This is a genomic window from Halosimplex amylolyticum, assembly GCF_051414035.1.
Classification (GTDB): domain Archaea; phylum Halobacteriota; class Halobacteria; order Halobacteriales; family Haloarculaceae; genus Halosimplex; species Halosimplex amylolyticum.
In genome coordinates, this window is record NZ_JBLKNW010000001.1 from 1,293,398 (window position 1) to 1,319,389 (window position 25,992).

Genomic DNA, 25,992 nt, shown 5'->3' on the forward strand with positions numbered 1-25,992 from the left:
ATATAAGGTGGTGCGTTAACGTTTGGGACGTATATTCCAGTGGTTCAGATATGACAGCACGATCCAACACGATCGGAGCCGTATTCTTCGCGACAGTGATGGTCCTCTCCGTGGTGGCGGGGACGGTCGCCGTCGCGGGAGCACAGACGGGTACAGACAGCGGCGATCAGTCGGCCGTCGACAGCGAAGCGGCGCTGGCGACGCTCGACAACGGGAGCGCGAAGGCGCTGACGATCTCGTGGTTCCGCGATCCGGGCGAGGCTAACGGGCCGTACCCGGTGCCGCCGAACGAGTACGACGGCAACGAATCGGAAGGCATCGAGATGTTCACGAACGCGGAGGGCGACCGCGAGCTCATCGTCGACAACTCGACCGCGCGAAACCCCAACGGTAAGTGGGATATGCTCGCGCTCCACGTCGAGACCGACGGGCTCGAAGCCCTGAACCCGCCCGCGGAGGGCGGTGACAAGGGCCTGGTCACGCAGGCGTTCATCGAGAACGAGAGCTGGGACCTGACCGTCGAACAGGTCGACGGCGAGAAGACGCTCGACATCGCGGCGAACCAGGAGGACTACGCCGAGCCCGAACTCAGCCAGCCGACCGAGGCCGACATCCCGCCGGTGATGGTCTTCGCCGACACCGAAGAGGTCGAGGGTGACATCACGCGGGGCGACGAGCCCGACACAGGCCTGTACGTCTGGGTCGACCCCAACCGCGCCAAGCTGAGCGCCGACGGCGAGAACGCCAGCTTCGAGACGGGCGAGGAGTACGAGGCGACCTTCGACATCGAGGGCCAGACCGAGACGGTCTCATTCGAGATGGTCGACGGCGGCGCCACGATGAACGACAGCTACGCGCCCGCGAACTCCTTCAATCAGGGGATCACCGCGAACACGACCCTGATGACCGGATCGCGCGCGAAGATGGTCCTCGTCCCCGACAACGAGACGCGGGAGAACCAGACCGCGACCATCGAGACCGAGGGTAACATCAACCTCGACGAGGACGACAAAGGGACGATCCCCTACGGCTTCCTCACCGGCAAGTTCGACTTCAGCGGGATGGCCGACGAGTCGTTCGACGTGCACCTCTACGCACCGGGGTACACCAACGAGACGATGACGAGCGACTTCCGCGACCAGGACGTCCTGCTCGAAGACGAGTACCGCATCGAGATCGCGAACGGTTCGGGCACGGTCCGCGACGTGCTCCAGCCGGACTACACGATCGAGAACGCCACCATCCGGGATTCGAAGACGATGACCATCGCGTACACGAACCCGGACCACGACACGCCGGAAGGGATCGGCACCCAGATCGGCGACGGCCACGCCTCCGGCGACTCGACGATCGCCTACAACACGAACGTCAACAACTCGTACTACGACGAGATGTGGCTCCACTACGAGACGAGCACGGAGATCTTCGAGGCGATCGACCTCTCGCCGGGCCGCGACTCGGTCGAGAAGTTCCAGAGCTCGCCGCTCTCGCTGAACGTCACCCAGACGAACGCCGAGGACGGCACGCCGCTCCGCCTTGACCTCTCCGAGAACTCCTCGGGCGTCTACGTGGTGCCCGACAACAGCTCCTCGGACCCGCGCATCTACAACTCCAGCGAGCAGACCGGGCTGTTCTTCTCGTTCAAGCTCAACGAGATGGCGTTCTACGAGGACGGCGAGCCGACCCAGCCGGACGTCGGTGACGAGTTCGAGGCGACGCTCACCATCGACACCGAACAGGGCGAGAAGACCGAGACCACCACGTTCCGCATCGTCGAGGGCAAGACCGTCGCGGTCACGCCCGGCGACGAGATCCGCCTCCAGCAGTCCGAGGAGGCCCAGGTCCAGTTCAACTCGACGCTGGCCCGCGGGACGGCGATGGGCATCAGGCTCGTCGCTACCGCGGACAACGGGACCGTCATCATGGACGAGAGCACGGGCGAGATGGGCCTGAGCGGCCTGGGCCCGCAGATCTGCTGTGACGGCCCGTCGACCGCACCGTGGGGTACCATCTCGGCGACGTTCGACACGAGCGACCTGCCCGTGGGCACGGACGTCACCGCCTACGCCTCGGTCGTCGCAGACCTCCCGGACGCCTACGAGACGCCGCTCGTCGTCCAGGAGATCAGCGGAGAGATCCGGGCACAGCCGACCGGGAGCGTCTCGGTCAGCGACCAGTCCGGGTCGGGCGAGACGGTCACCGTCGACAGCGTCGAGCTGAGCGACGGCGGCTTCGTCTCGGTTCACACCGGCAGCCCGCAGGGACCGACCATCGGCGAGACCGACTACCTCGAACCCGGAAGCCACGACGGTCTCGAGGTCGAGCTCTCCGAGCCGGCCGACGAGGACACGGAGCTGTACGTGCTGGTCCACCAGGACACGAACTTCAACGAGGAGTTCGACTTCCCGGCCGAGGACGGCGCGTACGTGACCGACGCCGGCGAGCCGGTCACCGGCAGCGTCGCGTACACGGTCGAAGCGACCCAGACGGCTACGGCCACCGCCACGCCGTCGCCGACGCCGACCGCGACCGCGACCGCCACCGCGACCCCGACGGACGCTCCGGACGACGGTGACGAGCCGACGCCGACGGAGGAACCGCCCGAGACGACGGCCGGTGACGGCCCCGGCTTCGGCGTCGCCGCCGCACTCGTCGCGCTGCTGGCCGCCGTGCTGCTCGGCCGCCGCCGCGACTGAACCGAACGCGATTCCCCATTTTTCGACGCGCTACGCCCGATAGCACCGCCGCTCGCGATCGGCTGGATCGGCAATTACTGACGAACGACAGCGACGGCGATCGATCACGAGAGAAGACGCCGGCAGGTCGTCGATCGCGACCAACTGAAGGCACTCGTCGGCGGTGGACTTCGAGGATATGGCTACGCCGACGCCCCGGGACGCGGAGCGCCGGTCAGACGGACTCGACAGTGACGGTGAACTCGCGGATCCACTCGGCGAGATTCTCGTCGGGAACGGACAGTTCGCGGGTCGTCGGCGCCAGTTCGGGGTAGCCACCCACGTCGTCCTGGCTGTCGATCGGGGATCCGGAGCGGTCCCGGACGTCGGCGACGATGCGTCGGTCGTGGTCGGTGCGGTCGGCGGGCCGCGCACCGACGCCCGCGAGTACGCTCTCGTAGGCGTCGCTCCCCCGCCGCGTCGTGAGTCCGTCGGGCCAGACCGGGCGCTCGGAGAGCGCCTCGATGGGTGCTCCCTGGTCGACGACGGGCATGGAGGGGTCCGTCTCGTTGTACGCGATATACGCTCGCACGGGGCCGTCCGCGTCGGTGAAGGTCGCGCCGATAACCGGGTCCGACTCGTCGGTGATCGTCCCGGCGCGGTAGTAGTTCCCGACGATCGAGGCCGTCGTCTCGTCGGAGACGCCGCCGCCGAGGTTCGTCCCGCGGTCGAAATTGTACATCACGTTGTTCACGACGGCGGAACTCGTCCCGCCTTTCAGCCGCGGGTGTCGGCCGACGTTGTGCGCCCAGAGATTCCCCGCGATGGTGACGTTGTCGCTGTTGTTCATCACGAGGGTCCCCATCGAGTGGTCGCCTTTCGGGTGGATAGAGTCGACGAGGCACTCGGCGATGAGGTTGTTGCTGATCGTCACGTCGGGGGCGTCCGGGGAGTTCGTCGAGATGGTCTCGTCGGTCCCCCAGGTCGCCGTGCAGTGATCGATGACGACGTTGGACCCGCCGTCGTTACCGATCGCGTCGATCGGGCCCGAGAGTTCGTCGCCCGGGCGGACGCGCAGGTGCTGGAGGATCACGTTGTCCGCGTTCACGTGGAGGCCACCCCGGAGTATCGTGATCCCGGGTGAGGGCGCGGTCTGGCCGGCGACGAAGACGTTCGGCCGGGAGACGGTCAGGGTGTCCCCGTCGAGGTCGATCACCCCGCCGACCTCGAAGACGACGATCCGCGCCCCGGGCCGGCCGAGTGCCCACCGCAGTGACCCCTCGCCAGAAGCGTCGAGATTGGTGACCTTGACCACGTCGGGGAGCGCGCCCGACAGCCACGTCGCGTCTGCGAAGCCGTCCGTGGGCGCGACGTGCGAACTCGGCGACTCGCCCAGGGTTCCGGCGTCGAAGCCAGACGCGATAGTCGTCTGGTCGGGGGTCTCCGTCGCTGTCGGCGTCTCCGCCGCCGTCTGCGTGGCGTCCGGGGTCGGCGTCGCCGCGGGCGTCGGTGTGGGCGAGTCGGTCGGCTCGGCCGTCGGTCCGGTGTCGGACGGCGACGAGTCGCCGCCAAAGGCGTTACACCCTGCCATCGCGCTCGCCGCGGCGACGCCGCTGATCGCGAGGAGTCGTCGCCGCGAAATCGCCGATCTGCGGGCCCCGTCACTGTCGCTGTCTGGTCCGCGTTCGTCAGTCATACCCGACTCCATGGGTCACCCTCCGTTAAAGTTGCCGGAGACCATCGCTCCAGCCCCGGCGCCGGGGCGACGAGCCAGTCGCGGGACGGCGACGGTGTCGACGTCGATACGTGGCCCAAAGATAGTTAAGTATATATACAGTCATGTGCAACGTCGGGGTATGCCAGACTTTGACAACTGGCGGACAGACGGGAGTACGAGACGTGACTTTATCAGGGCCGGTGCCGCCGGAAGCGTCATCCTGCTCGCCGGTTGCTCGGGGAACGACGGGACCCCGACGCCCGGTGACGGGAGCGACGGAGGCGACGGCGGAGATGGCGGCGACGGCGGCGACGGCGGCGACGGAGGCGACGGCGGAGACGGCGGCGATGGTATGTCCGGCGTCAACGACGCCCGATTCCGTCTCTTCGACCACGCCGACGCGGCCCCGCCCGAGCGCCACCTGAATCCGTGGAACCCGGCGCAGACTGGCTGCTGGTGGCCAGGTGCGGCGATCATGGACCGCCCGGCGGCCTACAGCCCCTCGGCGGACGAGATCATCCCCGTGATGATCGACGACTGGGAGATGACGGACGACACCACCCTCGAGGCCACGTTCCGCGACGACTACACGTGGCACAACGGTGACCAGTTCGTCGCCCAGGACTACGTGATGGAGCAGCAGATCGAACTGGAGATCCTCAAGGCGCAGGCCGAGGACGGCGAGAACGCCCACGTCGCGATGGAGAGCATCGAGGCGGTCGACGACCAGCTCGTCCGCGTCAACCTCCACACGCCGTACGCGCCGAAGTTCGCGATGCAGAACACCATCGCGGACTACCACGGCAACCTCGCACGCGGGGTCTTCACGAAGCACGACGACGACAAATGGAGCGACTGGCACGAGCGCCTCCGCAACACCTCGGGCGACGACAAGACGGCCGTCATCGAGGAGATCACGACGTCGAACTATCCGAAGATCAGCGGCGACAACGCCATCGGCCACGGCCCCTTCCAGATCGCGAACGTCGGTGACAACGTCATCGTCTGCGAGCTCTACGAGGACCACCCCAACGCCGAGAACATCAACTTCCGGGAGTTCGCGATGCGGAACTTCCCGAACACGAACCAGCCGATCCAGCCGTACGCGAACGACCAGATCGACGCGACCGCGGGCGGCTTCCCGGTCCAGGACGACCTGAAGGGACAGCTGCCGGACACGCACTCGCTGTACCGCGAGGCGCGGTCGGCCAACAGCCTGTTCACGTTCAACTGCGGCGCCAACAACGACTACGACACGCCGGTCAACGACCGGAACGTCCGGAAGGCTATCTGTCACGTGTTCAACCGGAAGGGCGTCGACAACCTGCTCCAGGGCGTCAAGCGCCGCTTCGAGTGGGCGCCGTGCCGCGTCCCCGGCCGGATCATGGAACTCGGTGAACACGAGGCCACCGAGTGGGTCGAGGACTTCGAGGTGTACGGGCAGAACGACACCGAGCGCGCCGCCGAGTACCTGCGCAAAGCCGACTTCGAGCAGGACAGCAACGGCAACTGGATCACGCCGGACGGCGAGCAGTTCGAGCTCGAGTTCCTGAACGCGACCGAGCGCGTGGACTTCCAGGTGCTCCAGAAGAACCTCGAGGCGTTCGGCGTCAGCGTGACCCAGAACTCCGTCGACTCCGCGACCTTCGACGAACGTCGCCAGAACGGCGAGTACGAGATGATCCCCGACGGCTCCTCGGCGAACGGCATCACCGCGATGTGGGCGCCGGGTCTGGTCGTCGACTGGCTCTCCAGCCTCGCGCAGTTCTCGCTCGACGCGGAGATCCCGATGCCCATCGGCGACCCCGAAGGGTCCAGCGGCACCAAGCAGATCAACGTCGCCGAGCACATCCAGAGCTGGCAGACGACCGGCGACTCCCAGTACCACAAGGAGCTGATGTGGTGGTGGAACCAGTACGTCCCCGAGCACGAGAACATGTACGAGCCCGACGCGGGCGCGTTCAACACGGCGAACTGGTCGCTCAACGCCCCCTCGGAGGTCACCGAAGGGATCGACGACGCGCTGTTCATCGCGACGAAAGTCGGCGACGGAATCAGCTACACCGGTAACTGACCGGGCGAGACACCGTCGACGGCCCCGATTCACCCCGTTTTTTGCCGATACACTCCGCGTGGAGCCATCGCACTGGCGCCGTCACGCTGGTGAAGTCACGCTGCCGACGTAGCGTCGCCACCGTCACGCTCTCGTCCGGGTTCCCTGCCCGCCGTCTCCCCGACGGTCGCGACCGTCCGAGCGAACGCTTATATCTCGCCGGCGTCACTCGGGGGGTATGGGCCTGCTCAAGTCCGCCGCGAAAGTGATCCTCGGGGTCGACATCCTCTTTTTCCTGCTGCTGGCGTTCAGTTTCTACTACCTGGAGCCCGGTACCGCCCCGTACGTCGTCGCACAGTTAACGCTCGTCCCGACGATCCTGACGTTCGTCGCCAGTGCCATCGTCATCCGCACCGAGTGGGAACCGTTCTGACACCGCGGCGGTGACGCCGGACCGGCGGGTGTGACACCTGACCGACGGCCATCGTGTGCGCGCGCGTATAGGGATACATTCAAGGCCTTCGGAATCACTACCCTTCAAGTAGTAGGATCATGGTAAACATAGACTGGCGTCTGCGCAGGCTAGGGCAGACAGCGTTCACCTCGTGGGCCGTCATCACGCTCTCGTTCGTGATCGTCCGGATGATGCCGGGCAATCCGATGGGGGCGATGATTCGGCAGCTCGAACGGCGTGGGATGGATCCGGTGCGGGCGCGTGAACTGGTCGAACTCCGACTGAGCGTCGACCCGACGAAACCGATACCGGCGGCGTACGTCGAGTACATGGCGAACATGGCCCAGGGGAATCTGGGCCAGTCGGTGTACTATCAGGAGGCGGTTACCGACATCATCGCCCAGTCGCTCCCCTGGACGCTGTTCGTCCTGAGCTGGGCGACGTTCATCAGTTTCTTTATCGGCATCTCCGTCGGCGCGCTGATGGCGTACTGGGAAGGCGGGAAACTCGACGTGGGGCTGACCTCGTGGGCGATCTTGATGGGGTCGATCCCGTTCTACGTGCTGGCAATCATGTTGCTCATCTTCATGTCGTACCGATGGGGCCTCTTCCCGACCGGCGGCAAACGGGCAACCGGCGTCGAAGCCGGGCTGACGTGGCCGTTCATCTCGGGGGTGATACGGCACGCCGCGTTACCGATACTGTCGATGATCGTCGCCTCGGGGGTCGCCTCGCTTGGGATGCGTGGCAACGCGATCCGGGTGCTCGGTGAGGACTATCTGCGGGTCGCTCGCCTCCGCGGCCTCTCTGACGTGACTATCTCGACGCAGTACGTCGCCCGCAACGCCATCCTCCCGATGTACACGACGCTGCTCATCAGCATCGGCGAGATGTTCGGTGGGTCCGTCATCCTCGAACAGGTGTTCCAGTACCGCGGCATCGGGTGGTACATGCTGTCGGCGACCTATCAGCGCGACTACCCGCTGATGATGGGCGGGTTCGTGATCATCACACTCGCGGTCGTCACCGCGTTGCTGATCGCCGACCTGACGTACGGCTATCTGGACCCGCGAGCACGAGGGCAGGAAAGTGAGTCGTACTGAGACCGAGCGGACGGGCGCTCCCGTCCCGCGAACGGCCGGCGCAGGTGGCGCCGGGGCGCGACAGCGGCGACGGGACCGTCCCGTCACTGACGATCGAGACACACAGAGACATGGAATTCACCGAGCGATCAGTACCAGCGGAGGGATCGAGCGATGAGTGATTCGAACGACGGACCCGACCGGAAGGACCACGCCGACGCGCTCGAGGCCATTCCGGGACGCGACGGGTCGACCGACGCCGACGACCGCGTCGCGCGGACCGACGGCGGGAACGTGGGGGTCGACTCGCCGTTCGAGGTCGTCTCCTCCGTCGAGGAGACGCGCCTCGACAGGCTACGGAAGATCTACGACGCCTACGTCCGCGCGCCGTTTCTCATCGTCTGGACGGACTGGCGCGCCCGAATCGGGTTCACGATCGTCTTCGCGTACCTGTTCATGGGCATCGTGGGACCGCACATCATCGAACCCACCGAGGTCGGCGAGGCCGGTGCGCTCGCGAAACCGTTCCAGAACTGGGACTACCCGCTCGGTACCGACCAGATGGGTCGGGACCTGCTCTCGCAGGTGGTCTTCTCGACCACGGAGATCCTGAAGATGGTGACTTCGGGGGCGCTCGCGACCGTCGGCGTCGGGACGCTCGTCGGTGCCATCGCCGGCTACAAGGGCGGCTGGGCCGACACCGTCCTGAGTTCGATCACGGACATCTTCATCAACCTGCCCGGGTTCCCGACGGTGATGGTGCTCGCGCTCCTGCTCCCCATCGGAGGCAACCCTTACGTCATCGGGATTCTGCTGAGCATCGCCGCGTGGGGCGGACTCGCGCGGGCGATCCGCTCGCAGATGCTCACGCTGCGCTCGGAGTCGTTCGTCGAGGCGTCGCGAGCGATGGGCATCCCCAACCGGGACATCATCTTCAAGGAGATCGTCCCGCACCTGATGCCGTTCGTCGTGATCAACCTCACCAACGCCGCTCGCCGGGTCATCTTCTCGGCGGTCGGCCTGTACTACCTGGGCATCCTGCCCTTCGAGAAACTCAACTGGGGGATCACGCTCAACCAGGCCTACCAGAGCGGAGCCCACTACAGACCCGGCGCGCTCCACTGGTTCCTGGTGCCGATGATCGCGATCATCGTCTTCTCTATCGGCCTGATCCTCCTCGGACAGTCCCTGGACCGCGTCTTCAACCCGCGTGTCCGCGCCCGCCACGAGAAGCGCTCCGAGGGCGGCGAGACGAGCGGCGAAGACGACGAGATGAGCGGCGAAAGCATGGTCGGAGGTGTCTGAGATGACAGTTTCGGAGACAGACTACGAACGGACGGTGGCGCACAGCGACCCGATCCTCCAGATGCGGGACACGACGGTCTCGTTCGACATGGAGCGGGGCGAATCGCGCGTCCTCGACAACGTCGACATGGACATCGAGCGCAACGAAGTGCTCGGCGTCGTCGGCGAGTCGGGGTCGGGCAAGTCGATGTTTGCCTCGGCCCTGCTCGACGCGGTCGTCGACCCGGGCTACCTCGACGGGAACATCACCTACAACCCCGGCGACGGCGAGTCGATCGACGTCCTCGAACTGAGCAAGCAGGAGCGGAAGCAGTACCGCTGGGAGGAGGTGTCGATGGTGTTCCAGGGCGCGATGAGTTCGTTCAACCCCGTCCGGGACATCGAGACGCACTTCGTCGAGACGCTGGAGGCCCACGACTACGACGTGAACGAGGGCATGGAGCGGGCGCGCCAGCTGCTCGCCGACCTGTACCTCGACGCCGAACGGGTGCTCGACTCGTATCCGCACGAGCTCTCCGGCGGGATGAAACAGCGCGCGCTGATCGCGCTCTCGCTCGTCCTCGAACCGGAAGTGCTCGTGATGGACGAGCCGACCGCCGCGCTGGACCTGCTCATGCAGCGGTCGATCATCTCCCTGCTGGAGAACCTCAAGACGCGCTACGACCTCACCATCGTCTTCATCACGCACGACCTGCCGCTGGTCGCCGACATCGCTGACCGCGTCGGCGTCCTCTACGCCTTCGAGTTCGTCGAACTCGGGCCGACCGACGAGATCCTCGAAGACGCCGCGCACCCCTACACGCGCATGCTGCTGAAGTCGACGCCGAACCTCGAATCGCCCATCGAGAACATGCGCCCTGTCGAGGGGTCCGCCCCGGACCCGGTGAACGTCCCGGAGGGCTGTTCGTTCCACCCGCGTTGCCCGCTGGCCGACGAGGAGTGCATCGACGTCGATCCCGGCCCGTACGACGCGGGCGAGGGCCGGTTCGTTCACTGTCACCACTGGGAGCACTCCGCCGAGGAGATCCCGATGACGGAGGACTCGGACACGGCGGCTCTCGCCGAGGACGGGACGAAGAAGCGAACGACGAGAGCGACGACAGACCGCGGGGACGAAGACCCCGTCCTCTCCATGGACGACGTCGAGGTCCACTTCGAGAAAGAGGCAGGCTTCATGGACTTCTTCTCGGACCCGCCGGCGGTCAAGGCCGTCGACGGCATCTCGCTGGACATCTACGAGAACGACGTGGTCGTGCTGGTCGGCGAGTCCGGCTGCGGAAAGACGACGCTCGGCAAGACCGCCGTCGGCCTCCAGCGGCCGACCGGCGGGAGCGTGAACTACCGCGGCAACGACATCTGGGACGTCCGTGACGGCGGAGGTGACGGCTCGGTCTCCTGGAGCGAGATCCGCAGGTCGCTCCAGATCGTCCACCAGGACCCGGGGAGCGCGCTCAATCCCCATCGCCGCAACAGCAAGATCCTCGAAGCGCCGCTCAAGCGCTGGCACAAGGACCTCGACGGGAACGACCGCCGCCAGCGCGTCATGAGCATGCTCGAACACGTCGGGATGACGCCCCCGGAGGACTACTACGAGCGGTACCCCCACCAGCTCTCCGGCGGGGAACAGCAGCGCGTCGCGCTCATCCGCGCGATGCTGATGAACCCCGAGGTCATCCTGGCCGACGAGCCGGTCAGCGCGCTCGACGTGAGCCTGCGCGTGGAGATGATGGACCTCCTGATCGAACTGCAGGACATGTTCGACACGTCGTACCTGTTCATCTCCCACGACCTCGCGAACGCCCGGTACATCGCCGAGCGGACCGGCGGCCGCATCGGCGTCCTCTACCTCGGCGAGCTGGTGGAGATCGGGCCGCCGGAGCAGGTCATCAACAACCCCCAGCACCCCTACACGCAGGCGCTCCGCTGGGCGACGCCGGAACTCGATCCCGAGGAAGAGCGTGCGGAGGAGTCGCCGATCCGCGAGATCGACATTCCGGACCCGACGAACCCGCCGAGCGGCTGCCGGTACCACACCCGCTGTCCGGAGGCCCGCGAGGTGTGCGCCGAGCAGACGCCCGAGTCGTACGCCGCCGACACGGACAACGCGTTCCACCGCGGCCGCTGTTTCCGGATGGTCGAGGACCACGAGTACTGGCAGAGCGAGTCCATCGTCGACGAGGACGCGGACGAGTTCGGAACCGGCGCGGACGGCTCCGCCGGCGCCGCGCCGTCCGACGACTGACCGGCCCCGTTCGCGGGCTCGCAACTTTTCTGCGCGTTCCGCGCCGTCCGACGCGTTCGACGACGCAGATCCTGTTCGACGTAATCCGTCGAGAAAACCGCCAGCGAAGACCGCTACTCCCGTGTTACCCCGTCACTCGGCGAGCGTCCAGTAGATCGTGATCTGTCCTTCGTCGAGCCGTTCGCTGTACTCGACTCTGAGGTCCGCCCGCTCGGAATCGACGGGAACGTTCGCGGGCAGGTCACCCTCGTCGACGGCCCCGGCGTCGAGTTCCCCGCCGCGATACCGGTCGCGGTTGTCCGAGATGTGCTGGAAGGAGTACTCCTCTTCGCCGCGGAAGAAGCCGATGTCGGAGACGAGCGGCGCTCTGGCCGGCTCGTCGGTCGTGTTCTCGGCGCGGACCGTGCCGACGGCCCACTTGTCGCCGTCGGTCGGCTCGATCGTCTTCTCGCCGTCCTCCCCCTCGTAGGTGTAGGTCTCCCCGAACTCGACGTCGTGGAACGACAGCGCGACGCCGTTGGGGAGGAGGTATCGCTCCCCGAGCGGGAGTTCCCTGGCGACGAACCGCGTCCGAGCGACGGGGTCGGCGTCCGCGAGTCGGTACGACGAGGGCTCGACGTAGTCGCTGGGCGGGAGGTCGACTGTCTCGGTGACCGTTTCGCCGGCCGGAACGGTCGCCTCGACGCTCGCCTCGGTCGCGGCCCACTCGCTCGTGCCGACCTTCGCTTCGACGGCCGAGGTGAACGACCCCGACTGCCCGCCGGAGTTCTCCAGCGTCACCGAGAGCGTCCCAGCGGTCCCGATCTCGATCGTCGAGGGGACGGACACGTCGGTGACCGCGACGGACGCGGGTGCGGCCGTCTCGGTCGCCGTCGGCGTGTCCGTGGGTGTCGGGTCGTCGCCAGACTGCGTCCCGCTCGCTGGATCGGTCTCGGAGGAGGGGGTGTCGGTGGCCGAACTGTCCGTCTGGCCGCACCCGGCCGTCACTGCGGCTGCTGTCGCGAGAAACGCGCGGCGATTCATATCTCTGTGTTTCGGTCTCACAGTAAGGGTGTTTCGGTGACCGTCCCGCTGGCGGCGTTCGCTGCTTCGCTCGCCGCTGTGCCAGCGAGCCGACGACCGGTCGAATGAAGGTGACACCGGGCGAAGTTGGGGCCGATGACCGACCCGGAGCACCTGGCGCTCGTCTGTTCGACGGCCGGTGGCGACGACGCCGGCGTCCACGCGTACGCGTTCGACGCGGCAGACGGGACGCTGTCCGAAACCTCGTCGACGTCCGTCGAGCACCCGATGTACCTCGCCGTGCACCCCGACGGCGACACGGTCTACGTCGCGAATCGCACCGACGGCGGCGTGGTGAGCGAGTGTTCCGTCGACCGGTCCGACGGGTCGCTGCGCCGCATCGTCGACAGGTCCAGCGAGGGCGTCGGCCCGTGTTACGTGAGCGTGGACCCGACCGGTCGGTACGCGTTCGTGGCGAACTACGGGGGCGGGACCGCGGCGATGTATCCCCTGAGCGACGACGGCGGACTCGGCCCCGCCTGCGACGTCGTTACCCACGAGGGCAGCGGCGCGAATCCCGACCGACAGGCACAAGCCCACCCTCACGCCGCCGTTCCCGGTCCCGACGGCGAGTTCCTCTACGTCCCGGACCTCGGGACGGATCGCGTCGAAGCGTACCGGATCGACGCCGCCGCGGACCGCCTCCGCCCTGTCGAGCAGGCGAGCGCGGCGCTCCCACCGGGGACGGGGCCGCGCCACCTCGCGTTCGGTCCGGAGGGCGCGTACGGTTATCTCGTCGGGGAGCTGGACTCGACGGTGACGACGCTCGCCCGCGACGCCGAGTCGGGTGCGCTGAGTCCCGTCGGAACGGCGAACACGACCCCAGACGACGTCTCGCCAGCGGACAACTCGCCGTCCGACGTCCACGTCCACCCGGTCGGCCGGGTGTACGTCTCCAATCGCGGCCACCGGAGCATCGCCGGGTTCGCGGTCGGCGACGACGGGACGCTCTCCCCGCTGGGGCACACTCCGACCGGCGGGGCGAACCCCCGGGACTTCGCGCTCGACCCGTCCGGTCGCTTCCTGCTCGCCGAGAACCGCGACGACTTCACCGTCGTCACGTTCGCCGTCGCGGACGACGGTGGACTCGACGAACGCGCCCGCCGCGCCGTGCCGAAGCCGACCTGCCTCGCGTTCGTTCGACTAGCGTGACTCCCCGTCGGTCCCGGTAGGGGCAGATTTATTCTCCGTGCGGCCGACCGATACGGTGTATGGAAACCTTCGAATCAGCGGACGGGCACGTCGTCGTCCGTCTCGACCGCGGCGATATGGCACTCGAGTCGATAGCGGCGGCCTGCGACGAACACGACGTCGACACCGGCGCTGTGGTGTCGGGCATCGGCACGTTCAGCAACCTCAACATCCACTACGTCGACCGGACGGACCTCCCGGAGGACCAGGCGGACCGGAACGTCGCCCTCGAACTGGAGGGGTCCTGGGAGGTCACGAACGTCGGCGGCGCCATCGCAGACGGCGAACCCCACCTCCACGTCACCGCGTTCAACGGCGAGCGGACCGTGGGCGGTCACCTGGAGGAAGGCTGTGAGGTGAACGTCCTCGGGGAGTTCACGATCCGGAAGTTCGAGGGACTCTCGCTGACGCGGGAACCCGGAAAACACAACGTCTCGCAGCTCACCGAACGGTAGCGACTGACGCGGTCGTCGTTATCGGCGGCGCCACCAGATCAGCGTTCGCCCGAGCGTCCCGGCCGTCGTGAGGGCGACCCCCCAGAGCAGGAAGATAGTCGCCCAGACGCCCGAGATTCCTCGTACCAGGAATCCCGACTGGATCGCGGCCTCGATCGCGACCGCGAGGAAGATCAGTGCGACGCCCATCGTCGCGACTCGCACCAGTACCGAGTCCCTGAGTTCCGACGTCGCTCGCGCCGTGAGCCTGTTCGCGCCGCTCGCGTTGTTGCTGGTCGCCATTACCGGTATTTGCGGTACACTCGTATAAATCGGTTTGGGTCGGACCGCGCTCGCGCCGGACGTATCTGTAATCGTATATGAAGGAGAAAGCATATATATTCGACTTCCCAAGCGGTATCTGTCCCGAACCCCACGCGGGACAACGCACCGACATTCGACCGATCCCCCGAAACCACTCCGCAAATCCACTGTCAGACCTGCTGTCTGCGATCGCCGACGGGACCACTTCCGGGCTCGCAGTTCCACCCTGCCATGACTCGGCGACTGGTCCCGTTCGCGAGGCATCTCTCTTCGTCGTTTCAGAAGACAGCAGCGGCTCGACTCGTCGTGCGGTCCGCGTTCAGGCGGGCGGCGCGTCCCACTCGTCGCCGTCGTCCTGCGGGTTGTAGTCGATCAGCGACCGCGCGTGTTCGAGGTCGAACCACCGGCGCTGATTGTCGCTGACGCCGTAGAAGGTGCCGTACTCCACGTTGTCGTCTTCGAGACAGCACTCAACCTGATGCGCGAAGTCCCGGCGGGACTGCCAGGTGCACTTCATCCGCGCGACCGCGCGTTCGTACTCCGGACTCCCGCGCTCGAAGTCGCCGTCGTCGACGCCGGACTCGGCGTTGCCGTAGGGGTGGTCGTACTCGGGCATGTTGACGGTCCCGACGCGCAGCGAGTAGACGTGCTTGGGGTACTCGAACTCCTCGACGTAGTAGCGGGCCAGGTCCTCGCCGAAGCTCTTGGAGGCGCCGTAGTACGAGTCCGGCCGGACTGGGTCCGTGTGGTCGACGAGGAGGCTGTAGTCGCGGGTGTACAGCTCCGGCGCGTGTTCGATTTCGTACTTCCCCACTACGTGGTTGGTCGAGAGGAAGACGAAGGTCTCTAGCTCCTCCTCGCGGGCGGCTTCGAGGGCGTTGTACGCCCCCACGATGTTCGGTTCGAGCACGTCGGTCCAGTCGCCGTCCGTGTAGGGGTAGGCGGCCATGTGGACCATCGCGTCGCGGCCCTCGGAGGCCGCCCGGAGCTTCTCGCGGTCGGTGACGTTACCGACGATGGTGTCGTAGCCGCCGTAGGGGTGGTCGTCCGGTCTGTCCGACCGGTTGTAGTACGTGAAGTCGTAGGCGTCGTCGTCGTGCAGGTGGTCGATCAGCGCCGTCCCGCAGCGTCCGTACGCGCCGGTAACCAGAACGTCCATACCTGATACCGGGTTCGTCCCCCTATGAAAATGTCGGATCCCGCATCGCTGTTCCGACGCCGTCCCTACGCGCTCCCGCTCTCGGAGAGGCACGCTTCGATCGCCCAGCCGTCGAAGACGCTCTCCAGCGACTGGTACTCCTCGGCCTCGGCGTCGCTGAGCTGGTGCGCCCAGTCGACGCGCTGGTCGGGCGCCGCTCCCGGCCCCTCGTTGTTGTACTCGGCAAGGAACGCCGTCTTCGTCTTGTCGTCGTGTTCTGGCTCGTCCCAGGGCTCCCAGCCCCGGGGCCGGATTACGTCGCCGAGGTAGCAGTTCACGAAGACGGCCTGGCCGTACGGTTCCCAGGGCCGGCCGAGGTACACCGACTGCTCTGGCGCGTCGCCGGTGATCTCGCAGTTCCGGAAGACGTAGCCGTGATCCTGTTTCTCGGGCGTGGCGGGGGCCGCGATGTACCCCTCGTCCTTGCAGTTGATCTTGCAGTTGTCGAAGACGGCGGTCGCCAGCCCGAAGATGAAGTCGACGTCGCCCTCGACGTAGCAGTTCCGGAAGTACTGGCGAGTGCCCCGGCCGTAGTTGTAGAGGGTGTCCTGGTTGCCGACGAACCGGCAGTTGTCGAAGAAGGCGCGGTCGCCGCTGATCCGCATGGCGACGGCCTGGGCCACGTCCGGCGCGGCGTTCTCGAAGGTGATGTTCCGCGCGGTGAAGTCCAGTCCGTCGGCGAAGAAGCTCGACGACTGGGAGGTGCCGAGCTCCTCGCCGTTGTCGCCGGTCTTGTCCGCGTGGTCGTCGTAGGTGAGCACCGTCTCGGTCGCGTTCTCGCCGACGAAGGTCACGTCCGTGCGGTTGGGCGGCAGACGGATCTTCTCCTTGTACCGCCCGGGCTCGATGAAGACGCGGAACCCGTCGAAGGTCCCCGGGTCGATCGCGTCGATGGCCGCCTGGACGGACTCGAAGTCGCCCGAGCCGTCTTTCGCGACGACGGCGTCGTACTCGCCGCTGTCCTCGGGACAGCCGTACTTCGCGATCAGTTCTTCCACGCTCTGGGTCTCCGTCGGCGACGGCGACGGCGTGTCCGTCGCGGTCGGCGTGTCGGTCGCGGTGGCCGTCGCGGTCGGCGTCGGCGCGGCCGTGTCGGTCGGCGTCTCGGGATCGGAGGATCCGGGGTCGCCATCGTCGCCGCTACAGCCGGCGATCGATCCCAGGACCGCGGTCCCCGTCGTGGCCAGCAACTGTCGCCGGGATGGACGGTCCGAGCCCCGACGCTGGTCGTCGCTATCGCGCTCGTCGGACATACCCGCATAGTTGGCGAACCGACACAAAAACCTGCTGTACTTCGACCGCTCTACCGGCCGTCCAGTATCGGCGAACGTCTATTCAGATCCGCTGTACCGGTCGATCGCGTCCTCGTCGACGGTGATCCCCAGGCCGGGCTCCTGCGGGACGGACAGGCGGCCGCCGCTCGGGTCGAACGCCGTCTCCAGGATGTCGTCGCGCAGGGGATTGGGACTGCGGTCGAACTCGACCATCATGGGATCGGGGACGTTGCGGGTGTGGGGATAGTCGCCGACGCTGGCGGCGAACTGGACCGCCGCGGCGAGACCGACGGCACTGTTCCAGATGTGCGGCCGGACGGCGACGTTCTCCGTCGACGCGAGGTCCGCGATGCGGCGGGCCTCCGAGAGGCCGCCGCAGCGGGCGAGGTTCGGCTGGACCACGTCGACGAGGCGGTCGTCGATCAGCCGCTTGAACTCGAAGCGGCCGTAGTGGGCCTCGCCCGCCGCCAGCGGCACGTCCGTCCGCTGTTTCAGTTCGCGGTAGCCCGAGAGGTTCTCCGGCGGTACCGGCTCCTCGACCCACGTGATGTCGTACTCCTCAATTCCCCGGATCGACCGGATCGCCTGGTCGGGGCGGTAGTTACCGTTCATGTCGACCATCAGTCGAGCGTCGTCGCCGAGGATCTCCCGGGCAGTACGGACGCGCTCGACGTCGGTCTCCGGGTCGGCACCGATCTTGATCTTCGCCGCCTCGAAGCCCTCGCTGACAGCCTCGCGGATCGGCTCCGCGATGGGGCGGTCGCGTTCCGTGTAGTACATCGTCGAGGCGTAGGGCAGCAACTCCTCACACTCGGTCCCGCCGAACAGGCGATGGACCGGCCGGCCGACGGCCTTGCCGCGGATGTCCCAGCAGGCCACGTCGACGGCGCTGACGACGCTCTGGACGAACACGCTCCCGCCGAAGTGGTACGGGTCGGTGTACGACCGGGTCGCGAGGGACGCCGAATCGAAGGGGTCCATCCCGACGACCTCGTCGCGGAACAGTTCGTCGACGGTCGCTTCGACGATCGGTCCGGGGACGAACGCCTCGCCCCAGCCGACGGTACCGTCGTCGGTCTCCAGGCGCAGGAGCGTCGTCGCTCGGTCGTGGCCGAAGCCGCGCGCGTCGCCGAGGCCCTCGCCGTCGGGTAACCTGTGCGAGAGTCCGTAGACGTCGAGGTCGGTTATCTCCATGTCTCAGTGCGATACCCGCCGGCGCATATAGCTTGTGCTGGGCGACGGGGACCCGGAGGGCGGACGCCCGGCCGAGGGCCGAACGGACGGACCGAAGATGCCGACGTACTCGGGTCGCGCCCGCGAGAATCGCGTGACGGGAATCCAGTCAACGTTTAAGAGCGTGCTGGGCGAAGGAAGAGACATGGACGGAGGGAGACTCCGAAGTAGCTTCGAGACCGTCGCGTTTACCACGCCAGTGCCGTTCGACCGCGAGGGGGAGGTCGACCACGGAGCACTGGCCGAGAACGTCGCAGGGGTATACGAAGCCGGCGCACGGCTGTTCGTCCCCTGCGGGAACACCGGCGAGTACTACGCACTGACGGACGAGGAACGCGCCGCCGTCGTCGAGACACACGTCGAGGCGACCGGCGACGAGGCGACCGTCGCGGCCGGGGCCGCCGGTAACGAACGGGAGGTCCTCGACCTCGCGGCGCGCTACCGTGAGGCCGGCGCCGACGCCGTGATGGTGATGCACCCGGACCACACCTACGTTCACGAGCGCGGGCTGCGTTCGTACTACGAGGCGATCTGCGACGGGACGGATCTCGGAGTGGTCGTCTACAAGCGGGGGCCGGAGATCACCCGGGACGTACTCGTCGACCTGACGGAACTGGAGGAGGTGGTCGCCGTGAAGTTCGCGGTGGCGGACGTCCGGGAGTTCGCCCAGACGGTCGAGGACGCCGACGGCGAGGTGACGTGGATCAACGGGATCGCCGAGCGCTACGCGATCCCCTTCGCCATCGAGGGGGCGTCGGGGTACACGACGGGCGTCGGGAACTTCGTCCCGCGGGTGACGCTGGCGCTGTTCGAGGCCGTCGAGAAGGGCCAGTGGGACCGCGCCCGTCGGATCCAGCGGGCGCTTCGCCCCCTCGAAGACCTCCGGGACGAACCCGGTGAGGGCAGCGCACTCCCGAACGGGAACAACGTGCCGGTAGTCAAACACGGCCTCGACCTCGCCGGGTACACCGGCGGCAGCGTCCGACCGCCACTCGCCGACCTCGGTGCGACCGACCGCGAACGGCTCGAATCGCACTACGAGCGCCTGCAAACCTGGACGCCCTCGCGCTCACCGGACGTGTCGGATTGACCGGGGTAGACGATGGGTTTATAAGAGACGACACAGATCTACACACCATGCGTTTGTCAGACGGCCAGATACGGGAGCGTCTCAGAGGGGTGGCTGTCGGTCTCCTGACACCCTTCGACGACTCCCTGGAAATCGAATACGACAAACTCGCCGACAACGCGCAGGCGCTCTACGACGAGGGAATACGGACGTTTCTGGCGACTGCGAATATCAGCGAATATCACTCGCTCTCCCAGGACGAACGGATCTCCATCGCGAAGGCGAGCGTCGAGGCGCTCCCCGACGACGCCTGCGTGCTCGGCGGCGTCGGCGGCAGTACTGCGGACGCCACCGAACTCGTCCAGGCGTACGACCGTCACGGGGTGGACGCGATGATGATCATGCCTCCGGACCACACGTACCTCCACGAACGGGGGCTTCTGGACTACTATCGAGAGCTCGACGCCGCCAGCGACCGACCGCTCGTCCCCTACGTTCGCGGGTTCGACCCGTCGGTGGACTACCTCGCCGGCCTCACTCGCGTCGACGGCGTCATCGGCATCAAATACGCCCTGGAAGACCCGGTGAAACTCGGCGCGGGCATCGCCGCCGGCACCGACGACGTCGTCTGGGTCGACGGCCTCGCCGAACCCTACGCCGTCTCCTTCTGGGCCGAGGGCGTCGAAGGCTTCTCCGCCGGGGTCAGCAACTTCCGTCCGGAAGTCGGCCTCGCGCTGTTCGACGCGCTCGAACACGAAAACTGGGAGCGCGCCCGCGAACTGCGCAACATCTGTCTGCCGTACCAGGAGTTTCGCGACGAAACCGGCCAGAACAACACGCTCCCCGGGGCGTCGAGCGTCGCCGCCGTCAAGCAGGGGCTGGAACTCGCGGGGCTCCACGGCGGTGACGGCAACGTCCGAGAACCGATCCGACCGCTCACCGACGACCAGAAGGACTACGCCGCAGAACTCTACGACCAGCTCGACGACGATATCAACCGCCTCATCGAATGAATCTGTGGCCCGTGCGCTCGCGTCGCTGCCGCTGAGAAACACGCGGGTTTCTCTCTGCTCTCCGTTCTCCGAACGCCGCTCCGTAGCAAAATCGCCCCGTCTGCAGCCGCGGGTCGCCGTGAAATCTCCTCGCGTCCCACTCGACGGCCGTCGCCGTTCACTCCTCGTCGTAGTGGAACTCGGTCCAGGGCCCCTCGACGAAGGGATACTCCTCGATCACGTCCAGGTCGACTTCGACGCCGAGGCCCGGACCCTCCGGCACGGAGAGGACACCGTTCTGAACGTCGGGTTCTCCTTCGAGGATGTCGAACGCGAGTTCGAAGGGGTACATTCCCGCGACGGTACCCGCGTCGAGGGCGGGGTCGTTCTCGAAGACCGGATACTCGAGGAGGCGGACCTCGGGCCCGGCAGCGACGAGGTGGGCGTTCGCGGCGAGGCCGATCCAGGTGCCGAAGTTGTGCGGGACGAACTCCACGTCGCGCCCGCGGCAGAACTCCACCGCGTCGCGACAGCCTGTGAACCCCTCGTGGTGGCGCACGTCGCCCTGGAGGAAGGAGACGGCGCCCGTCTCGCCGAGTTCCACGAGCCCCTGGGGGGACTCCTCGCTCTCGCCGCCGGCCAGCGGCGTCCCCGTCTCGGCGAGGTCGATGTACCCCTGGTAGTCGTCCGGTTCGACCGGTTCCTCGACCCAGTAGGCGCCCTGCTCGCCCGCGTACTCGACGAGTTCGCGAACCGTGTCACGGCCGTAGGCCTCGCCGAGTTTCCACCACGTGTGGGTGTCGAGCATGAACTCCGTCTCGTCGAGGGTCTCGGCGAGCAAGTCGACGGTTCGCCGGTCGCCGTCCGGACCGATCCCCGGCCGGTACTTGTACCCGAAAAAGCCCAGGTCCTCGATCACTTCGGCCTGTTCGGCGAACCCCTCGGGCTCCATGTACATGCCGGCACTCGCGTACAGCGGGAGGTCGAGCGTCGGGTCGGTGTCGTACTCCTCGGCCAACAGCTCGTAGATCGGGACGCCGTGTTCCTTCCCGCGGAGGTCGTACAGCGCGACGTCGATCGCCGAGATCGCCTCGGTCACGTCGCCAGCGGGGACGTCTGACCCACGTATCAGGTCGTGGGCGTCGGTGATCTCGTCGATGTGCTCGCCTTCGAGCGCGTCGGCGACGGGCCCCGTTACGATGTCCGCGAACGTGCCCTGCGATTCGCCCTCGAAGTACTCGGTCATCGCGGAACTGCTCGCGCCGGCCGTCGCGAACCCCCGCCTGCCGTCGGTCGTCTCGACGACGACGAGTACCACGTCACGTTTCAGTAACCGTCGGGTCCCGCCGTGGAACCCGCGATCCTGCGGCGGCTCGATCGGGGAGGAGAGCGCGTAGCTGTCGATGGCTGCGATGTCCATGAGAAAACCACTCGCCCGGGACCGCTTAAATCATGGGAGACCGTCGAGGCGCCCATCTGTTCTCTCTGCGGGAACGGCTCTGCCTCGACCGAGCGTACGTATCCGACTGGTATCTGGCCACTTTCGCCCTGTGATCGGAGTTTTCGATACAGAGAGCGGTTGTGTGTGCCGGATGCCGTTCACAGCGGCCCCAAATTGTTCCCGACAAGGGAACATAGATGGGGTCAGAAACCGTCCCTGGGCGGTCGAATCACTGCGCGTACAACGGGCCCTGTTACTCGATGGTCCCGACACCTGTCTCGTGCGGCCGGAGACGGGGTCCGTCACAGGTATTCTCCGGACCGACCGGATATTGTGTCGTTGTGCGAGACGGTTGCTGGACGAATGTCATCGTTCGGGAGTGGCGAATCTGGCGCATACAGGCCACGATCGCCGAGAGAGGGGCGTTTTCAAAGAGAGCGATCGGTCCGTGTCCCTGTTCTCGGGCGGAAAATCCCGGAAAACCGAGCCTGCTATTACAGCCCTACAAACGTAATTGTTCGCGGCTGGGGAATCCGCGGTCCGAGCAGTTTCCGCGGGTTCGAAGGGCGGAGGGTGGACCGACCGCTAGCCTGTCGTGCGCGGTCGGCACGGATCCGGGACGTGGGTGAAGCATATACGGACGTGATCGCAAGCAACTCGCGAATAGGGCTTTATTTTCCAGGGGAATCCTCACGGACGTGTCCGAAGAAAATCCCACCATCGTGCTGTCGATACTCGAAGCCGTCGCGGCCGCGGACCGGACCGACACGTTCGAACTCCCGCCGCTGTCGGACGCGGTCGATCCGGACGCGCTCAACGCGCTGTTCGACCCGAGCGGCCGACAGCCCGCGCCCACGCGGTTCACGTTTCCGTACGCCGGCCACGAAGTGACGATCACCTCCGACCGGCGCGTACTCCTCGACACTGACGAGCCCTGGGCACCGACGTTGAGCGGGTCGGCCGGGGCGTCGCTCCCACGGACCGACGAACCGCTGGCCGAGTGAGTTTTTCCCTGTACCGGGTTGCCTCGGTGACGGGTCGACGCCGGGACGTGCCGTAGACGGGACCGTCGACTGATGGGACTGGCTCCGAATCGGGACGGGCCGCAGACTGGGCCGGCTGCCGACAGACGTGACGGAAGGACTTATTCCGTTCGCCGGAGCAGATGGGCGTAATGACGCTTCAGGTCACCGTGTGGAACGAGAACGTTCACGAACAGGAAGAGCCGGAGGTAGCCGAGCGGTACCCCGACGGTATCCACGGTGCCGTCGCGGACGCACTCGCCGAACGCGGGTTCGAGACGCGGACGGCGACGCTACAGGACCCGGAACACGGCCTCACAGCGGAGGTGCTCGACGAGACTGACGTCCTCGTCTGGTGGTCCCACTGCGCAAACGGCGAGGTCAGCGACGAGGTCGCCGACCGCGTCGTCGACGCCGTCCACGAGGGGATGGGCTTCGTGCCGCTGCACTCCGGGAAGAACTCCAAGCCGTTCAAGCGGCTGATGGGCACCACCTGTAACATCAAGTACCGCCACGGCGGCGAGACCGAACGCGTCTGGGTCGCCGACCCCGGCCACCCCATCGCCGACGGACTCCCCGAATCCTTCGAGATCCCGTCGACCGAGATGTACGGCGAACCGTACGACATCCCCGAACCCGACCGCACGGTGTTCATCTCGTGGTTCGAGGGCGGCGAGGTGTTCCGATCGGGGGTCTGCTACCGACGCGGTCGTGGCCGGATCTTCGCCTTCCGTCCCGGTCACGAGGAGTACCCCATCCTCTATCAGGAGGAGGTCCAGCAGGTGATCGCCAACGCCGTCGAGTGGGCCGCACCGACCGAGGGCAGCGAGGCCGTCTGGGGCGAAGTCGAGCCCGCCGAATCCCCCGAGTAGTCGGCGGTTCGCTCTGCAGTTATCGCGTTTTTCGTCGCCCGATCGACCCGAGTAGCGACGAGTTCGTTCGATGGTAGCCGACTGGCAACCATTTTTGGATTACATATTATGTTATTATATCTAGAAAATGTTTATCATACATCCATTTGTGGAGTACGTTGGTGGCACCGATGACACACCACGACAGGCGTACGTTCCTCCGGGCCGTCGGGCTCGGAACGACGGGGGTACTGGCATCGAACTACGCGGCCGACGCCGTCTCGGCTGCGACGACGATCACGATGGAAGGAGCGGGCTACGACATCTGGAACGCCCGCGACGAGTTCCACTACTACTACACCGAAGTCGACGGCGACTTCGACGTCACTGTCCGGGTCGACAGTCTCGAAGACACGGACGACTGGGCGCGCGCCGGGCTGATGGTCAGGCAGACGCTGAACGACGACGCCGAGCACGCGATGATCCGCAAGACGCCGGGCAACGAGACGTCGTTCCAGTGGCGCTCGGACGACGGCAACGACGCCGAGAGCACGACGTCGGGGGGGACCGGTGAAGCGGAAGTCTCCGGCGGGACGATGTCGGCGACCTGGCAACGGCTCGTCCGCTCGGGCGACACGATCGAGGCCTACGGCTCGACGGACGGGTCGAACTGGACGCTGATCGCCGACATCTCGCCCGGAGAGATCGACTTCGCGGGGAGCGCGTACGTCGGTCTCGCCGTCTGTAGCCACAACGAGGGGACGCTCACGACCGCCGAGTTCTCGAACCTCTCGGGCCTGTCGCCCGGGAGCAATCAGGACATCGGGAGCGTCGAGGTCGGCGGCAGCGTCTCTACCGACAGCGGCGGGGGCGGTGGCGGCGGCGACACGGATCCGGTCGTCTCGACCGGTTCTGCGTCCAGCGTCGGCACCTCGTCGGCGACGCTCAGCGGGAGCCTGGACGACCTCGGCGGCGCGTCGTCGGTGGACGCGTACTTCGAGTGGCGGGAGTCGGGCGCCAGTTCGTGGACCGCAACGGGGAGTCAGTCGCTCTCGTCGACGAGTTCGTACAGCCAGACGGTCTCCGGGCTGTCGGCGGACACCGACCACGAGTTCCGGGCGGTCGCGGACGCGAGCGACGGCGACGCCGCCGTCGGGTCGACGAATTCGTTCGCCACGTCGAGCGACGGCGGCAACGGCGGCACGTCCGGCGACGGGGCGTACTTCGACCTGTCGGACGGGTTCGCGAGTCCGGACTGGTTCGACGACAGCGTTACGGTCCACCGCGTCACGGAGGCGACCCGCAGCGCCCTCGAAGACGCCGTCCAGGGGAGCAGCCACCGGCTGGTCGTCTTCGAGACCTCCGGGACGATCGATCTCGGCGGGAACGAGCTCGAAGTCACCGCCGACCAGTGCTGGATCGCCGGCCAGACCGCGCCATCGCCCGGCATCACGCTCACCCAGGGACTGTTCCAGGTGAACGCGAACGACTGCGTCGTCCAGCACATCCGCTCGCGGGTCGGCCCGGGCGACAGCGGCAACATCCAGGGCAACGACTCGTTCAACAGCGCCGACGGCACGTCGAACAACATCTTCGACCACTGTACCGCGTCGTGGGGCGTCGACGAGTGCATGTCCGTCGGCTACGACACGACAGACACCACGCTCTCGAACTGCCTCGTCTACGAGGGGCTGTACGACCCCTACGGCGACGGCTCGGACCACAACTACGCGACGCTCGTCGGCGACGGCGCCGACAACGTCGCACTCCTGGGCAACGTCTGGGCGAAGACCCGCGGCCGGGTCCCGCGGCTCAAGGGAGGGACCCGGTCGACCTTGGCGAACAACGTCATGTACTTCTTCAACGAGGCGACGAACATGGACGGCGACACCGAGGCGTCCATCGTCGGGAACGTCTACATTCCGCAGGACCTCGAGGACACTGCAATCGAGGACGGGAACGCCTACCTCGAGGACAACGTGACGGATCCGAGTTCGACACCGCTGACCGGGGGGACCTCGGAGCTGTCCTCGCGGCCACTGTGGCCCAGTGGACTCTCGGCGATGGCCTCCGGCGACGTGGAGAGTCACAACCTGAACTACGCCGGCGCGCGACCGGCCGACCGCACCAGCAACGACTCGCGCATCGTCTCGGAGATCCAGAACCGGGCCGGCGACGACTACACCGACTCGCCGTACGACTACTGGATCGCCGACCACGAGGAGGTCGGCGGCTATCCGCAGCTCCCCGAGAACACGCACTCGCTGAACGTACCCAGTAGCGGCCTGCGCGACTGGATCGACCAGTGGGCGCTGTCCGTGGAGGACCCGAACGCGAGTCCGCCCTGATTCGGACTCGGGGTCGCCTCGGTCG

Annotated in this window: 20 protein-coding genes; 13 read left to right on the plus strand and 7 right to left on the minus strand. The window is 66.7% G+C overall.

The window, feature by feature from the left end:
• Window positions 1–50: 50 nt before the first annotated feature.
• Window positions 51–2,696: a DUF7282 domain-containing protein gene (locus tag ACMGFE_RS06180; RefSeq protein WP_436924200.1), complete on the plus strand. Its 2,646-nt coding sequence runs from the start codon at window positions 51–53 to the stop codon at window positions 2,694–2,696.
• Between the two features lie 214 nt (window positions 2,697–2,910).
• Here ACMGFE_RS06180 and ACMGFE_RS06185 read toward each other — a convergent pair whose 3' ends face one another.
• The gene (locus tag ACMGFE_RS06185; protein ID WP_436924201.1) at window positions 2,911–4,371 is read right to left on the minus strand and encodes a pectate lyase family protein; all 1,461 of its coding nucleotides are present in this window, start codon (window positions 4,369–4,371) and stop codon (window positions 2,911–2,913) included.
• A 160-nt stretch (window positions 4,372–4,531) separates the two neighbouring features.
• On the opposite strand from ACMGFE_RS06185, the gene ACMGFE_RS06190 reads away from it, so the two are divergent.
• The 5 genes from ACMGFE_RS06190 to ACMGFE_RS06210 all read left to right on the plus strand — a co-directional run bounded on the left by ACMGFE_RS06190 (window position 4,532) and on the right by ACMGFE_RS06210 (window position 11,528).
• A complete protein-coding gene (locus ACMGFE_RS06190) occupies window positions 4,532–6,466 on the plus strand; it encodes an ABC transporter substrate-binding protein (RefSeq protein WP_436924202.1) in 1,935 nt (644 codons plus the stop codon).
• Window positions 6,467–6,683: 217 nt separating this feature from the next.
• Entirely contained in the window at window positions 6,684–6,878 is a 195-nt protein-coding gene (locus tag ACMGFE_RS06195; protein ID WP_436924203.1) for a hypothetical protein, read from the plus strand.
• 119 nt (window positions 6,879–6,997) lie between these two features.
• Complete coding sequence (locus ACMGFE_RS06200) at window positions 6,998–8,002, plus strand: ABC transporter permease (protein ID WP_436924204.1); 1,005 nt, start codon at window positions 6,998–7,000, stop codon at window positions 8,000–8,002.
• A gap of 153 nt (window positions 8,003–8,155) precedes the next feature.
• Entirely contained in the window at window positions 8,156–9,286 is a 1,131-nt protein-coding gene (locus tag ACMGFE_RS06205; protein ID WP_436924205.1) for an ABC transporter permease, read from the plus strand.
• Between the two features lies 1 nt (window position 9,287).
• Window positions 9,288–11,528: an ABC transporter ATP-binding protein gene (locus ACMGFE_RS06210; protein ID WP_436924206.1), complete on the plus strand. Its 2,241-nt coding sequence runs from the start codon at window positions 9,288–9,290 to the stop codon at window positions 11,526–11,528.
• Between the two features lie 132 nt (window positions 11,529–11,660).
• Here ACMGFE_RS06210 and ACMGFE_RS06215 read toward each other — a convergent pair whose 3' ends face one another.
• On the minus strand, window positions 11,661–12,551 hold the full coding sequence (locus ACMGFE_RS06215) for a hypothetical protein (RefSeq protein ID WP_436924207.1): 891 nt from the start codon (window positions 12,549–12,551) through the stop codon (window positions 11,661–11,663).
• Window positions 12,552–12,686: 135 nt separating this feature from the next.
• Between ACMGFE_RS06215 and ACMGFE_RS06220 the strand changes: the two genes are divergently transcribed.
• Together ACMGFE_RS06220 and ACMGFE_RS06225 are read left to right on the plus strand one after the other, a co-directional pair.
• A complete protein-coding gene (locus ACMGFE_RS06220; protein ID WP_436924208.1) occupies window positions 12,687–13,742 on the plus strand; it encodes a lactonase family protein in 1,056 nt (351 codons plus the stop codon).
• A 59-nt stretch (window positions 13,743–13,801) separates the two neighbouring features.
• Complete coding sequence (locus ACMGFE_RS06225; RefSeq protein ID WP_436924209.1) at window positions 13,802–14,236, plus strand: PPC domain-containing DNA-binding protein; 435 nt, start codon at window positions 13,802–13,804, stop codon at window positions 14,234–14,236.
• An 18-nt stretch (window positions 14,237–14,254) separates the two neighbouring features.
• On the opposite strand, the gene ACMGFE_RS06230 is transcribed toward ACMGFE_RS06225, so the two are convergent.
• The 4 genes from ACMGFE_RS06230 to ACMGFE_RS06245 form a co-directional block, all read right to left on the minus strand.
• The gene (locus ACMGFE_RS06230; RefSeq protein ID WP_436924210.1) at window positions 14,255–14,518 is read right to left on the minus strand and encodes a hypothetical protein; all 264 of its coding nucleotides are present in this window, start codon (window positions 14,516–14,518) and stop codon (window positions 14,255–14,257) included.
• 340 nt (window positions 14,519–14,858) lie between these two features.
• Entirely contained in the window at window positions 14,859–15,698 is an 840-nt protein-coding gene (locus tag ACMGFE_RS06235) for an NAD-dependent epimerase/dehydratase family protein (protein WP_436924211.1), read from the minus strand.
• 65 nt (window positions 15,699–15,763) lie between these two features.
• Window positions 15,764–16,990: a pectinesterase family protein gene (locus tag ACMGFE_RS06240; protein WP_436924212.1), complete on the minus strand. Its 1,227-nt coding sequence runs from the start codon at window positions 16,988–16,990 to the stop codon at window positions 15,764–15,766.
• Between the two features lie 78 nt (window positions 16,991–17,068).
• Window positions 17,069–18,205, minus strand: a complete 1,137-nt coding sequence (locus tag ACMGFE_RS06245) for a mandelate racemase/muconate lactonizing enzyme family protein (protein ID WP_436924213.1) — start codon at window positions 18,203–18,205, stop codon at window positions 17,069–17,071.
• Between the two features lie 184 nt (window positions 18,206–18,389).
• Between ACMGFE_RS06245 and ACMGFE_RS06250 the strand changes: the two genes are divergently transcribed.
• Together ACMGFE_RS06250 and ACMGFE_RS06255 are read left to right on the plus strand one after the other, a co-directional pair.
• Window positions 18,390–19,334: a dihydrodipicolinate synthase family protein gene (locus ACMGFE_RS06250; RefSeq protein ID WP_436924214.1), complete on the plus strand. Its 945-nt coding sequence runs from the start codon at window positions 18,390–18,392 to the stop codon at window positions 19,332–19,334.
• 47 nt (window positions 19,335–19,381) lie between these two features.
• A complete protein-coding gene (locus tag ACMGFE_RS06255; protein ID WP_436924215.1) occupies window positions 19,382–20,326 on the plus strand; it encodes a dihydrodipicolinate synthase family protein in 945 nt (314 codons plus the stop codon).
• Between the two features lie 157 nt (window positions 20,327–20,483).
• Here the strand turns inward: ACMGFE_RS06255 and ACMGFE_RS06260 are convergent, their stop codons facing one another.
• Window positions 20,484–21,725: a mandelate racemase/muconate lactonizing enzyme family protein gene (locus ACMGFE_RS06260; protein ID WP_436924216.1), complete on the minus strand. Its 1,242-nt coding sequence runs from the start codon at window positions 21,723–21,725 to the stop codon at window positions 20,484–20,486.
• 719 nt (window positions 21,726–22,444) lie between these two features.
• On the opposite strand from ACMGFE_RS06260, the gene ACMGFE_RS06265 reads away from it, so the two are divergent.
• The 3 genes from ACMGFE_RS06265 (at window position 22,445) to ACMGFE_RS06275 (ending at window position 25,967) form a co-directional block, all read left to right on the plus strand.
• Window positions 22,445–22,750 (plus strand): HalOD1 output domain-containing protein, encoded by a 306-nt coding sequence (locus tag ACMGFE_RS06265; RefSeq protein ID WP_436924217.1) that lies wholly within the window; start codon window positions 22,445–22,447, stop codon window positions 22,748–22,750.
• 170 nt (window positions 22,751–22,920) lie between these two features.
• A complete protein-coding gene (locus ACMGFE_RS06270) occupies window positions 22,921–23,640 on the plus strand; it encodes a ThuA domain-containing protein (protein ID WP_436924218.1) in 720 nt (239 codons plus the stop codon).
• A 170-nt stretch (window positions 23,641–23,810) separates the two neighbouring features.
• Window positions 23,811–25,967: a hypothetical protein gene (locus ACMGFE_RS06275; RefSeq protein ID WP_436924219.1), complete on the plus strand. Its 2,157-nt coding sequence runs from the start codon at window positions 23,811–23,813 to the stop codon at window positions 25,965–25,967.
• Window positions 25,968–25,992: the final 25 nt, after the last annotated feature.